Genomic DNA, 12368 nt, shown 5'->3' with positions numbered 1-12368 from the left:
CGTCGGAGCGTCGGCCCCGGGCCGCGTGCCCGGGGCCGGCTGCGAAGCCGGGACCGCCGGGCGGGACCCGGTGCGGCCGGGCTCATGCGGTCCCGGTCGACCGCCAGCCCAGCCAGCGGTCGACCGGGACCACGATCACCGCGCCCGCCGGCGGCCGTTCCCGGTACTGCGGATACCGGGCGCCCAGCAGCGTGGCGGCCCGTGCCCGCAGCACCGGGTCGCCGTCCGCGGGCACCACCCGGGCGCGGCCCCGGGCCTGGACCCACCACAGGCGGTCCCAGTCCTCCCGGTAGCCGCTGTCGGCCAGCAGGCAGACGGCGGGGTTGGCGGTGATGTCGGCCAGGCGGCGCAGCCGGGTGGAGCGTTTGGGCTTGTGGTCGACGGCGGTGAGGACGGTGTCGCCGTCCAGCGCGAAGAGGACCGGCACCAGATGGGGCCGGCCCTCCGCGTCGGCGGTGGCCAGCCGGGCGATCCGGCAGGCAGCGAAGCGCACCCGGGCCTGTGCGGCCGCCATGTCCGGCACTGCGGCCCGTACCCGGTCAGCGGTACCGGGAGGCGACGTCCGCCAGCCGGTCCAGACGCTCCAGGGTCTCGGGCTCCGGATGCGTCGGCAGATAGAACTGCACCCGCTCCACCCCCAGCGCCAGATACTCCTCCACCGCCTCGGGCCTGCCCGGGACCGCGTAGACGGTGACCGGCACCCGGCGGCCCGCTGTGTCGTTCAGCCGCTCCATCTGCGACGCCAGTTGGTCCGAGGGGACGGCGTTGACCAGCCAGGCGTCGCCGTACTCGGCGATCCGGGGGAAGGCCGCCTCCCCGCCGCCCACATAGATCGGCGGGTGCGGCTGCTGCACCGGCTTGGGCCAGCTGAACACCGGGTCGAAGTCGACGAACTCCCCGTGGAACTCGGCCTCGTCCCGGGTCCACAGTGCGATGATCGCCCGCATCCGCTCGTCGACCAGCCGGGCGCGGGTGCGCGGATCGGTGCCGTGGTTGCGCATCTCCTCCCGGTTCCAGCCGATGCCGATGCCCAGCACCGCCCGACCGCCCGACACCAGGTCCAGCGAGGCCACCTCCTTGGCGGTGATGATCGGGTCGCGCTGGGCGACCAGGGCGATCCCGGTGCCCAGCAGCAGCCGCTCGGTGACGGCTGCCGCATTGCTGAGCGCCACCATCGGGTCCAGCGTCCGGTAGTAGATCCGGGGCAGCTCGCCGCCACCCGGGTAGGGGGTCTCCCGGCTGACCGGGATATGGCTGTGCTCGGCGATGAAGAGCGAGTCGAATCCACGCTCCTCCACCGCCCGGCCCAGTGCTGCCGGGGCGATCCCCTCGTCGGTGATGAAGGTGGCGATCCCGAACTTCACGGTGGCTCCTCGGGTGTTCTCGGGCGTGTACGTGGCAGACCTTGACAGCACCCTCACCCCTACCCGCCGCGGCTGCCACCGGTCGCGACCGTCCTGCGGCCGCGCCCGGATACCGTGGACCGGTGCGCACCGTGGAGCTGACCTGCGACCCCGCCTTCGACCATGCGGTACGCGAGGTGTGGGGGAGGCTGGCCGAGGCGGGTCTGCCGAGCCTCACCCACAACCCCCATCCGGCGCACCGCCCGCATCTCACCCTGGCGGCGGCCGGCCACTTCCCGCCCGGTGCACAGGAGCGGATCGACGCACTGCTGGCCCCGCCCTCGCTGCCGCTGCCGATCCGGCTCTCGGGGCTGCTCTCCTTCAGCGCGCGCAGCCGCCGCCGGGTGCTGGCCTGGGGGGTGGTTCCCACAGCGGAGCTGCTGGCGCTGCACAGCGCGGTCTGGGAGGCGCTCGGCGACGCGGGGGAGCCGCATCCGCTGTATCTGCCGGGGCGCTGGATGCCGCACATGGGTCTGACCCGTCGGCTGGAGCCCGAGCAGCTGGTCACCGCGCTGGATGTGCTGGGCAGGCTCCCGGACCTCCCGGGCGCGCTGGACGCGGCCCGCAGCTATGACACCGGCACCCGCCTCACCCTGCAGCTGGGCAGCGGCGTAACCGGATGCCCCCCGGAGCCGTCGACCGGCTGACGGCGAACCGGCCGGACGGCGGTCGGCCCCGGCTCGGGCTTTCTGCCCGGCCGCCCGCCGAGGGCATCCCGGCGGGGCCGCATCCCCGGTGGCGGTATGGGTACGCCCGAGATGCAGGGAATGTCGGATGCACACCGCCGGGACGGACGGAGACAGACATGGCGAGCCGTACGCGCACGTCCGCCGGGGCCGTCGCAGGAGGGGTGCTGCTGTCGCAGGCCGCCGGACGCTGGGTGCTCGCCGCCGTGGTGATGGGTTCGGGGATGACCTTCCTGGACTCCACCGTGGTCAATGTGGCGCTGCCGACGCTGGGAGCGGATCTGCATGCCTCCCTGGCGGCGCTCCAGTGGACCGTCAACGGCTACACCCTCACCCTGGCGGCGCTGATTCTGCTGGGCGGGTCGCTGGGGGACCGCTTCGGACGGCGGAAGGTCTTCGTGGTGGGCACCGTCTGGTTCGCGGTGGCCTCGCTGCTCTGCGGACTGGCGCCCAACCCCGAGCTGCTGATCGCCGCGCGCGCCCTGCAGGGCGCCGGCGGCGCCCTCCTCACGCCCGGGTCGCTGGCCCTGATCCAGGCGTCCTTCGCCAAGCAGGACCGGCCCAGGGCGATCGGTGTCTGGTCGGGCCTGGGCGGGGTCGCGGGGGCGCTGGGCCCGTTGCTCGGCGGCTGGCTGGTGGACGCGGTGAGCTGGCGCTGGGTCTTCTTCATCAATGTCCCGCTGGCGGCCGCGGTGGTGGCCATTTCCCTGACCCGGGTGCCGGAGAGCCGGGACGAGACGGCCACCGGCGGCTTCGACTGGCAGGGCGCGCTGCTCGCCGCGAGCGGTCTGGCCGGTATCACCTACGCCCTGATCGGGGCCGCGGAACCCGGTGCCGACCCGGTGGCCATCGCGCTCACGGCGGCGATCGGCGTCACCGCGCTGGTGTGCTTCGCCGTGGTCGAGCACCGCAGCCGGCACCCCATGCTGCCGCCCGGGATCTTCGCCGAGCGGCAGTTCACCGCGGCCAACGCGGTCACCTTCGCGGTCTATGCGGCGCTCGGCGGGGTCTTCTTCTTCCTGGTGGTCGATCTGCAGATCCAGGCGAGGTTCTCGGCGCTGGCGGCCGGTTCGGCGCTGCTGCCGGTGACGGTGATCATGCTGGTGCTCTCGGAGCGGTCCGGGCGGCTCGCCCAGCGGATCGGACCGCGGATCCAGATGACGGTGGGCCCCGCGATCTGTGCCGGCGGTCTGCTGCTGCTGACCAGGATCAGTGCCTCCACCGACTATCTGACGGATGTGCTTCCCGGAGTCTGCCTCTTCGGCCTGGGGCTGGCCACGACCGTGGCACCGCTCACCGCGACCGTGCTGGGGTCGGTGGAGGCGCGGCACGCCGGGATCGCCTCGGGCGTCAACAATGCGGTGGCGCGGGCCGCCAGCCTGATCGCCGTGGCGGCGCTGCCGCTGGTGGTCGGCCTGTCGGGTCGGCAGTACCACAACCCGCAGGCCTTCGGGCGGGCCTTCGACTCGGCGCTGCTGGTCAGCGCGGGGCTGCTGGTGGCCGGTGCGGTGCTGGCCTGGTGCACCATCCGGTCGGATGTGCTGCGGGAGGAGGTGCCCTCCGCCGCGCCGCCGCCCAACCACCACTGCGCCATCGGGGCGCCGCCGATGCAGCCGCCCGGCACCGGTACGTGCTCCGTCCCGCCTCCCCCGGCCCGGCCGGAGAGCGGCCGGCCGGGGAGCGGCCGGGGGGCTGAGCGGAGTTGGGCCGGGTGCGGGACGCCCGGCGGTCAGGGCGTGCCGCACCCGGGGTCGGGGGCCGGGGTCAGCCGGTGGGGACGGTCCACTTCTGGTTGGCGCCGCCCGTGCAGGTCCAGATCTGCAGCGGGGTGGCGTTGGCCGAGGTGTTGCCGGTGACGTCCAGGCACTTGTTGGCCTGCGGGTTCACCAGGTCGTGCCCGCTGCTGTAGACCCATTTCTGGGCGGCGGTGCCATTGCAGTCGTAGAGCTGCACCTTGGCGCCGTCGGCGGTGGAGCCGGAGGCGACGTCCAGGCACTTGCCCAGGGCGCGCACCGAGCCGTCGGTGGCCATGGTCCACTGCTGGGCGGCGGTGCCGTTGCAGTCGTACAGCTGCACCGCAGTGCCGTTGGCGCTGTTGGCGCCCGCCACGTCCGCACACTTGCCGGCCAGGCCGGTGATGGCGCCGGTCGCTCCGGTGCCGCCGCTGCCGCTGTCCCAGGAGTAGGCGTGGACGTAGTCGACGGTCATCTGCTGGGGGAAGCTGGTGCCGGCGTCGGGGGAGCCGGGCCAGGAGCCGCCGACCGCCACATTGAGGATGATGAAGAACGGGTGGTCGAAGACCCAGCGGTTGCCGCCGGCGTCGGCCGGGGTGTGCGTCTCGTACACCTGGCCGTCGATGGCGAAGCTGATCGAGCCGGGCGACCAGTCCACCGAGTAGGTGTGGAAGTCGTCGGCCAGCGCCGCGCCGCCGGGCAGGGTGTAGCCGCCGGTCAGCGGGTTGCCGCCGGAGTAGCCGGGGCCGTGCAGGCTGCCGTGCACGGTGCCGGGCTCGCTGCCGATGTTCTCCATGACGTCGATCTCGCCGTTGTTCGGCCACCCGACGCTGCCGATGTCATTGCCCATCATCCAGAAGGCCGGCCACATGCCGCGGCCCCGGGGGATCTTGATCCGGGCCTCGAAGCGGCCGTAGGCCTGGGTGAAGGTGCTCGCGGTGTTCAGCCGGGCCGAGGTGTACTGGCAGGAGCCGTACCAGCAGCTGTATCCGCCGGGGTTCTCCTTGCGGGCTGTGATCACCAGGTGGCCCTGGCCGTCCAGGGCGGCGTTGGCGGCGCCTGCGGTGTAGTACTCCAGCTCGTTGTTGCCGTTCCCGCTGCCGCCGGTCTCATTGCGCCACTTGGCGGGGTCCACGGCGCTGCCGGCCGGGCCGTTGAAGTCGTCCGACCAGGTCAGACCACCGACGGCGGCAGCGGCGGGGGAGGCGCCCGGGCCCAGGGCACCGGCCCCGAGGCCGCAGGCGGCGATGACGGCGAGGAGCAGCAGCACGAGCGGGTGGCGGCGGGGACGCCTGCCGGTCGGCCGGTGGGCACCGGGGGGCGGTGTCCTGGGGTCGGGCGCGGATGGGCGGGACATACGGCTCCCTTGGAGTGGAAGGGAATGGCGCGTACCTGACAGGCCAAATGACCTTAGTTTGCGCGGTGATTCAACTCCTGGAGTCCGCTGGGCGTCAAGGGTCTGGTCTGTACCAGTCGGGACGCCCGCTCCGCGCGGTGTGCTTCCGGCCGAAGCCCGGCGGCGTGATCGCGCCGCCGGGGCGGCCCGGCGGCTGCCGGTGCTGCGCGCTCCGGCGGTTTCGATGGATGGTGATTTCTGTGTCCGGACGGTCGCGTTCAGTCATCATCCATCAGATTCCGGTGATTGTCGGCCACGCCGGTGCGTCGCCCCCGCGGCCGGTTCGCCCATGCCTGACTGTCCATCAGGACGGGGAGCGGAAACACTTGCGTCCGCTATCCGGAAACCGACTCCCAAGGAGTGACCGCTATGCGCGATCGACTGCGCACCACGATCCTGACCGCCGTCGGCCTGCTGGCCGCAGCCGCCGGACTGGTCGGCGGCGGGCCCGCGCCCGCCGCATCCGCCGCGCCCACCGGGCTCTACGCACCGAGCGCCCTGGTGCTGACCCTTGCCCCGGGGCGCACGGCCGACCGGGTCTCCCGCGCGGTCACCCTCAGCTGCGCCCCCACCCCCTCCGGCACCCATCCCGCCCCGGCGAAGGCCTGCGCCCGGCTGGCGCAGAGCGGAGGCTCCCTGCGTGCCCTCAAGGGCGAGCGGCGGTTCTGTCCGGCGCTCGCCGACCCGGTGACGGTCACCGCGGACGGGGTGTGGCGCGGCAGGCGTGTCTCCTACCGCGAGACCTTCGGCAACCACTGCGCGCTGCTCAGCGCGCGCGGTGAGGTCTTCGACTTCTGATCCTGCTCCGCTCCCGCGCGGCGGAGGTGCCCCGCGGTCCATGGCGGCCGCGGGGCCGCAGCGGCATGCTGGAAGGGTCCACCCCTTCCATCTCGCGGGAGGCCGCGATGTCCCAGCAGGCAGCGCAGCAGCACGGGACGCCCCAGCAGGCACCCGGTGCCGACACATCCGGGACCGTCGACGAGGCCACGGGCGAACCGGTCGTCGAGGACGTCACCTCGGAGCAGACGGCGCACGCCCAGGAGCACTCCCAGGCCGAGGGCGACGATTTCGAGGAGTGATCGCCGCGCGCCGGTCGGCGCGCGCCCGCGTATCCTTCGGCCATGGCTGCCCATCGAACACTCGTGCCTCGTGAAGCCCTCGACCTGCTGCTGGCAGGCAACCAGCGGTTCGTCGCCGGCATACCCGAGCACCCCAACCAGGACGCCGAACGCCGTGCGTCACTCGCACCGGTGCAGCACCCCTTCGCCGTCCTCTTCGGATGCTCCGACTCCCGGCTGGCCGCGGAGATCATCTTCGACCGCGGTCTCGGCGACCTCTTCGTGGTGCGCACCGCCGGCCATGTCCTCGGCCCGGAGGTGCTGGGCAGCATCGAGTACGGCGTGAGCCTGCTGGACTGCCGCCTGGTGGTGATCCTCGGCCACGACTCCTGCGGTGCCGTCGCCGCGGCGCGCTCCGCCCTGGCCGACGGGCTCCCGCCCTCGGGCTATGTGCGCGATGTCGTGGAGCGGGTCACCCCCAGTGTGCTGGCCGCCCGCGCCGCCGGATTCGAGCACGCCGACGACTTCGTGGACGAGCACATCCGGCACACCGCGGACCTGCTGCTCGACCGCTCCCGGGTACTCGCCGAGGCCGTCGACGAAGGCCGGCTCGCGGTCGTGGGCCTGTCGTACCGGCTGGCGGACGGCAGTGCCCGGCTGGTCGCAAGCCATGGGCTCGCGGACGACGGCGACCGCCAGGACGCCGGGGTGGCCTGACCCGCACCCCGGTGCCGGGCGCCCCGCCGTGCGGCGGCGCCGACATGCGCGGCTCGTAGCATGGAGACCGGACGACGAGGAGGCGACGCATGACCGGATGCCACTCCGGGGACGCCGAGAACCCCGGTGGCGCGGCGCCGCACCCGCACAATGAGGCGGAGCTGCTCAGCGAGGTGTCCACCGGCGGGGTCCTGGCGATCAGCCGTACGCTCAGGGATGCCGGACAGGGCGACGAGACCGCCGCCCGGGTGCGCGTCTCCGCACTGCTGAGGGCGCTGCCGGGCGTGGGGCCGCTGACCGCACACGACCTGCTGGGCCTCGCCGGTATCTGCGAGGCCCAGCAGGTCCGCGATCTGGAGCCGTCCCAGCTGGGCGCGCTGCTGCAGATCATCAGCCGCCTCACCGGGGCGGCGCACCAGGACCGGGACTGAGCGGACCCGCCCGTTCGGCCGCGGCCGCCAGCAACTGCGCCGGGTCGGCGGTGAACAGCGCACGCCCGGTCGCGATGCGCTGCTCCCGGACGGCGCCCTTGGATGTCAGCGCGGCCAGGGCGCCCAGCAGTTCCCGCTCGTCCCGGGCATGGCTGGTGACGCCGATCTCAGCCATCCGGCGGACCCCCTCGGCGCCGTGCCCCGGGATGGGCCGGTAGCCCACCACCGGTACCCCGGCGGCCAGTGCCTGGACCGCCGTCTGGCCCGCGGCGTTGTCCACCAGCGCCGCGCAGGAGGCCAGCAGCCCCGGCAGCTCCGTCACCCAGCCGAGCGCCCACGCCCCGCTCCGCCGCGCCAGCCGCCGCCGCAGCCGCTCATTGCGGCCGCAGAGCACCACCGGCAGATAACCGGCGCGGGCCAGCGCCCGGGCCGTCCCCGCCAGACCAGACCCGGTGCCCCACGCCCCGGAGGAGACCAGCACCGGCAGCCGCCCGCCGCCCGCCCGCCGCAGCTCCCGCTCCCAGCGCTCCGCACCGGGCGGCCGGCCGGTGAACCACGGCGGCACCACCGGGCCCGGCGCGCAGACCCCACGCCCACCCGCCCGGCGCAACTCCGCCGCCGCCGCGGGGCAGACGCACAGATGCCCGTCGTTGCCCGGATGCAGCCACTGGCGGTGCACCACGAAGTCCGTCACCACCACCGGGCACGGCACACCCAGACGGCCCTGTGCCCGCAGCCGCCCGGTCAGCTGCGCCGCGAGATGGAAGACCGGCACCACGGCATCGGGCGGGCGCTCGCGCACCAGGGCCAGCAGCCGCCCCTCCGCCAGCGCGGCCAGCGGTGCGCTGCCCGGCCGAGGCCCGGCGGCAGGGCGGAAGAACGCCCGGTACAGCGCCGCGTACGTCCACGGCAGCCGGCCGACCGCGCCCCGGTAGCCCACCCGCAGCGCCGACCCGAGACCGGCCGGGAGCAGATCCAGCACATCCACCCGCTCCGCCCGGTGGCCGGAGCCCTCCAGACGGCGCACCAGCTCCGCCGCCACCGCATCATGACCCGCGCCCATCCGGGCGCTGAGGACCAGGAAGCGCCTCGCCAAGGAAACCCGCCTCTCACCGACCGCCCGCGGGCACCCGCCGGCGGCACCCGCCCGCTGCCGGAGCGCGCGCCACACGGTCACCCTAGGCCACAGGTGTGACACCGAAGGTGAGCGATGCCGTGCGAGGGTGTTTACCCGGTCGTCCCGCGGATACCTGGGAGCCCGGCAGACAACCACCCGAGGAGCCAGCAGTGGGGGTAGCCGCACACCCGCCCCGGAGGATCCACTCCGTCCGCAGCGCTGTCCTGGACGCCGTCGGCGCCCCGGCAGCCGACGGCCCCGGCGGGCCCCGCCCGGTCGCCCTGGTCACGGGTGCCTCCTCGGGCATCGGCGCCGCCGTCGCCGCCGCACTGGCCGTCGACGGCGGCTGGCGGCTGCTGCTCAGCGGACGGGACCGCGGCCGCCTCCACCAGGTCGCCGCGGAGACCCGGGGCACCGCGCTGCCGGCCGATCTGGCCGACCCCGGCGGGTGCGCCGACCTCGCCGACCGGGCGCTGGCCGCCGCCGACCGGGTGGACCTGCTGGTCGCCGGTGCGGGGGTCGGCTGGGCCGGCCCGTTCACCGCCATGCCCGCCGCCGCGATCCACGAGGTGCTCACCGTCGACCTGGAGGCCGTGGTGCGGCTGGTGCGGCTGGTGCTGCCGCAGATGGTCGGCAGGCGCAGCGGCCAGGTGGTGCTGATCGGCTCCATCGCCGGGGCGGTGTCGGTCCGTGAGGAGGCGGTGTACTCGGCGGCCAAGGCCGCTCTCGGGGCCTTCGCCGAGAGCCTGCGCTACGAACTCGCCGGGAGCGGCGTCACGGTCACCCTGGTGGTGCCCGGAGTGGTGGACACCCCGTTCTTCGCCCGCCGCGGCGCCCCGTACCGGCGCACCCACCCCCGCCCGATCCCTCCCGAGCAGGTGGCCGACGCGGTGCGGGACGCGGTGGCGTACGGCCGCACCGAGGTGTTTGTACCCGGCTGGCTGCGCATCCCCGCCAGGCTGCACGGCATCGCCCCCGGTCTCTACCGCCGGCTGGCCACCCGGTTCGGATGAGTGCGGGCGGGCGGGCGCAGGCGCCGCCTGCCGCGTGCGGTGCCCACCGGGACGGCGGCCTCCGGGCGCCGTACGGCCGCGTTTGACGCAGGACGCCACGGGAACGCATTGCCCGTTCCGGCCCGGGCAGGGGCGGCGGCATCCGCGGGCCGGCACCCGCGGTCGGCGGAGGAAGGGCACCCATGGCGCTGGTGGACAGGCCGGCCGGGCAGCCGCCCGACGGCACCCGGGTGCGTCTGGCCCAGGGCTCCGCCATGGTGCGCTGGCTGACCACCACCGACCACAAGGTGATCGGCAACCTCTATCTGGCGACGTCGTTCGGCTTCTTCCTGGTGGCCGGGGTGATGGCGATGCTGATGCGGGCCGAACTGGCCCGGCCGGGGCTGCAGATCGTCACCGCGCAGCAGTACAACGAGCTGTTCACCATCCATGGCACGATCATGCTGCTGCTCTTCGCCACCCCCACCTTCACCGGCTTCGCCAACGCGGTGATGCCGCTGCAGATCGGTTCACCCGATGTGGCCTTCCCCCGGCTGAACGCCTTCACCTACTGGGTGTTCCTCTTCGGCGGCCTGATGGTCCTGGCGGGCTTCCTCACCCCGGAGGGCGCGGCCTCCTTCGGGTGGTTCGCCTATGCGCCGCTCAACGGGCCGGTGCGCACCCCCGGGCTGGGCGGCGATCTGTGGGTGATGGGACTGGTGGTGGCGGGCCTGTCCACCATCCTGGGCTCGGTCAACTTCATCACCACCATCTGCTGCCTGCGCGCCCCGGGGATGACCCTCTTCCGCATGCCGATCTTCACCTGGAACGTGCTCTTCACGTCCGTCATGGGTGTGCTGGCCTTCCCGGTGCTCACCGCGGCGCTGCTGGCGCTGGAGGCGGACCGGAAGTTCGGCGCGCACGCCTTCGACGCGGCCAACGGCGGCCCGATCCTGTGGCAGCACCTCTTCTGGTTCTTCGGCCACCCGGAGGTGTACATCATCGCGCTGCCGTTCTTCGGCATCGTCACCGAGATCCTGCCGGTCTTCAGCCGCAAACCGGTCTTCGGCTACCGCGGTCTGATCGGTGCCACCATCTCCATCACCGCGCTGTCGATGACGGTCTGGGCCCACCACATGTTCGTCACCGGGCAGGTGTTGCTGCCGTTCTTCTCACTGCTCTCCTTTCTGATCGCGGTGCCCACCGGGGTGAAGTTCTTCAACTGGATCGGCACCCTGTGGCGCGGCTCGCTGAGCTTCGAGACCCCGATGCTCTGGTCGGTCGGCTTCCTGGCGACCTTCCTCTTCGGCGGGCTGACGGGGGTGCTGCTGGCCTCGCCGCCGATCGACTTCCATGTGTCGGACAGCTACTTTGTGGTCGCGCACTTCCACTACACCGTCTTCGGGACGGTCGCCTTCGCCACCTTTGCGGGCTTCTACTTCTGGTGGCCCAAGTTCACCGGCCGGATGCTGGACGAGCGGCTGGGCAAAATCCACTTCTGGATGCTGTTCACCGGCTTCCAGACCACCTTCCTGGTGCAGCACTGGCTGGGCGCCCAGGGCATGCCGCGCCGCTACGCGGACTATCTGCCGTCGGACGGCTTCACCACGCTCAACACCGTCTCCTCGGTGGGGGCGCTGCTGCTGGGGCTCTCCACCCTGCCGTTCCTCTACAACGTGTGGCGGACCGCCCGGTACGGCCTGCGGGTCACCACCGACGACCCCTGGGGGTACGGACGGTCCCTGGAGTGGGCGACCTCCTGCCCGCCGCCCCGGCACAACTTCCATGCGCTGCCGCGGATCCGCAGCGAGTCGCCGGCCTTCGACCTGCACCATCCCGAGGTGGCCGCCGCCGAGGCGGCGGAGCAACCGCGGGAGCCCGGCCGCTCGGGGCCGACGCCATGAAGGCGGAGGCGGTGCTCTTCACCGGGGTGTCGGTGTTCTTCGCGGTGATGGCGGCGTCCTACGGGTGGGCCTCGCACGAACCGGCCGGCACCGCGGCGCTGATCGTCGCGTTCCTGATGTCCGGGCTGGTCGCGTTCTTCCTCTGGGTGCAGTACGGGCGCCGCGGGCTGCGGGCCCAGGACCGCGACGCCGAGGTGGCCGAGACGGCCGGTCCACTGGACTTCTTCCCGCCGCGCAGCCACTTCCCGGTGCTCTGCGCCTCGGGTGTGGCGCTGCTGGGCCTCGGGGTCGCCGTCGGACTGTGGCTCTTCCTGATCGGGCTGGGGGTGACCGCGGCCGGGGTGGCCGGCTTTGTCTTCCAGTTCAACGACCGCACGGAGTGACGGCGGGTGCCGCTCCCGCTCAGGCGCGCGGTGCCCAGCCGGGCTCCTCCGCGAGCAGCTCCAGTACCGGGATGGCCGCCAGCAGCGCCTCGGACTGCTCCGGGCTCAGCCGGGCCGCGCGCCGGGACAGCACCGCGGACCGCTCCTGGCGGAGCCGGGCGATCAGCTCCCCGCCCGCAGGGGTGAGGGTGATCAGCCAGGACCGGCCGTCCTGCGGGTCGGGTTCCTTGCCGACCAGCCCGCCGGCTGTCAGCGGCGCCAGGGTGCGCACCATCGACGGCGCGGCGACCTGTTCCCGGGTGGCCAGCTCGCCCAGCCGCAGCGGTCCGTGCTGCTCGATCCTGGCGAGCGCGGAGAGCTGGGCCGCCGTCAGGTCCTGGCCGCCGGCGGCCTGGGTGAGCCGCCGGTTGAGCCGGGCGACGGCCAGCCGCAGCCGGGTGAGCTCCGCCGGGTCCAGGGCGCCGTACGCGGGCTCCGCCGGATCGGAGGCGTCCCCGGCCGTCCTCACGGCGCTCGGCTCGGTCATGGCAGCTCGAGTCTCCCTCGTC

At 73.6% G+C, this 12368-nt stretch carries 14 protein-coding genes; 9 read left to right on the top strand and 5 right to left on the bottom strand.

Translation table 11 applies throughout. The annotated features are described in order from the left end of the window. Window positions 1-82: 82 nt before the first annotated feature. A complete protein-coding gene (locus AB0761_RS07265; RefSeq protein ID WP_377268142.1) occupies window positions 83-523 on the bottom strand; it encodes a TIGR03668 family PPOX class F420-dependent oxidoreductase in 441 nt (146 codons plus the stop codon). Between the two features lie 16 nt (window positions 524-539). After that, on the bottom strand, window positions 540-1364 hold the full coding sequence (locus tag AB0761_RS07260; RefSeq protein ID WP_377268141.1) for an LLM class F420-dependent oxidoreductase: 825 nt from the start codon (window positions 1362-1364) through the stop codon (window positions 540-542). Between the two features lie 122 nt (window positions 1365-1486). On the opposite strand from AB0761_RS07260, the gene AB0761_RS07255 reads away from it, so the two are divergent. After that, window positions 1487-2050, top strand: a complete 564-nt coding sequence (locus AB0761_RS07255) for a 2'-5' RNA ligase family protein (protein ID WP_377268140.1) — start codon at window positions 1487-1489, stop codon at window positions 2048-2050. A 158-nt stretch (window positions 2051-2208) separates the two neighbouring features. Next, a complete protein-coding gene (locus tag AB0761_RS07250; protein ID WP_377268139.1) occupies window positions 2209-3945 on the top strand; it encodes a DHA2 family efflux MFS transporter permease subunit in 1737 nt (578 codons plus the stop codon). On the opposite strand, the gene AB0761_RS07245 is transcribed toward AB0761_RS07250, so the two are convergent. Next, window positions 3854-5179, bottom strand: a complete 1326-nt coding sequence (locus AB0761_RS07245; protein ID WP_377268138.1) for a ricin-type beta-trefoil lectin domain protein — start codon at window positions 5177-5179, stop codon at window positions 3854-3856. The two genes, AB0761_RS07250 and AB0761_RS07245, sit on opposite strands and share 92 nt — an antisense overlap. A gap of 408 nt (window positions 5180-5587) precedes the next feature. On the opposite strand from AB0761_RS07245, the gene AB0761_RS07240 reads away from it, so the two are divergent. The 4 genes from AB0761_RS07240 to AB0761_RS07225 all read left to right on the top strand — a co-directional run bounded on the left by AB0761_RS07240 (window position 5588) and on the right by AB0761_RS07225 (window position 7424). Continuing rightward, window positions 5588-6016 carry a subtilase-type protease inhibitor gene (locus tag AB0761_RS07240; protein WP_377268137.1) on the top strand — a complete coding sequence of 143 codons (429 nt, stop codon included), beginning with the start codon at window positions 5588-5590 and terminating at the stop codon, window positions 6014-6016. A gap of 107 nt (window positions 6017-6123) precedes the next feature. Beyond that, on the top strand, window positions 6124-6297 hold the full coding sequence (locus tag AB0761_RS07235; RefSeq protein WP_377268136.1) for a hypothetical protein: 174 nt from the start codon (window positions 6124-6126) through the stop codon (window positions 6295-6297). Window positions 6298-6339: 42 nt separating this feature from the next. Next, window positions 6340-6993 (top strand): carbonic anhydrase, encoded by a 654-nt coding sequence (locus AB0761_RS07230; protein WP_377268135.1) that lies wholly within the window; start codon window positions 6340-6342, stop codon window positions 6991-6993. 89 nt (window positions 6994-7082) lie between these two features. Next, window positions 7083-7424, top strand: a complete 342-nt coding sequence (locus tag AB0761_RS07225; protein WP_377268134.1) for a hypothetical protein — start codon at window positions 7083-7085, stop codon at window positions 7422-7424. Here AB0761_RS07225 and AB0761_RS07220 read toward each other — a convergent pair. Further along, window positions 7393-8520 (bottom strand): galactosyldiacylglycerol synthase, encoded by a 1128-nt coding sequence (locus AB0761_RS07220; RefSeq protein WP_377268133.1) that lies wholly within the window; start codon window positions 8518-8520, stop codon window positions 7393-7395. The genes AB0761_RS07225 and AB0761_RS07220 overlap by 32 nt on opposite strands. A gap of 191 nt (window positions 8521-8711) precedes the next feature. Between AB0761_RS07220 and AB0761_RS07215 the strand changes: the two genes are divergently transcribed. From AB0761_RS07215 to AB0761_RS07205, 3 genes are all read left to right on the top strand, one after another. After that, window positions 8712-9554 carry an SDR family NAD(P)-dependent oxidoreductase gene (locus AB0761_RS07215; RefSeq protein WP_377268132.1) on the top strand — a complete coding sequence of 281 codons (843 nt, stop codon included), beginning with the start codon at window positions 8712-8714 and terminating at the stop codon, window positions 9552-9554. 254 nt (window positions 9555-9808) lie between these two features. Further along, on the top strand, window positions 9809-11437 hold the full coding sequence (gene ctaD, locus AB0761_RS07210) for a cytochrome c oxidase subunit I (protein WP_377273959.1): 1629 nt from the start codon (window positions 9809-9811) through the stop codon (window positions 11435-11437). Further along, on the top strand, window positions 11434-11820 hold the full coding sequence (locus AB0761_RS07205; protein ID WP_377268131.1) for a cytochrome c oxidase subunit 4: 387 nt from the start codon (window positions 11434-11436) through the stop codon (window positions 11818-11820). The genes ctaD and AB0761_RS07205 overlap by 4 nt, the downstream gene beginning before the upstream one ends. 19 nt (window positions 11821-11839) lie before the next feature. Here the strand turns inward: AB0761_RS07205 and AB0761_RS07200 are convergent, their stop codons facing one another. Continuing rightward, window positions 11840-12346, bottom strand: a complete 507-nt coding sequence (locus AB0761_RS07200) for a MarR family winged helix-turn-helix transcriptional regulator (RefSeq protein ID WP_377268130.1) — start codon at window positions 12344-12346, stop codon at window positions 11840-11842. Between the last annotated feature and the right edge of the window lie 22 nt (window positions 12347-12368).

Origin of the sequence: Peterkaempfera podocarpi (assembly GCF_042466665.1) — a bacterium.
In the GTDB taxonomy this organism is placed as follows: Bacteria; Actinomycetota; Actinomycetes; order Streptomycetales; family Streptomycetaceae; genus Peterkaempfera; species Peterkaempfera podocarpi.
Note: the sequence above shows the minus strand (reverse complement) of the source record. Positions and strands in the feature narration are given on the sequence as shown.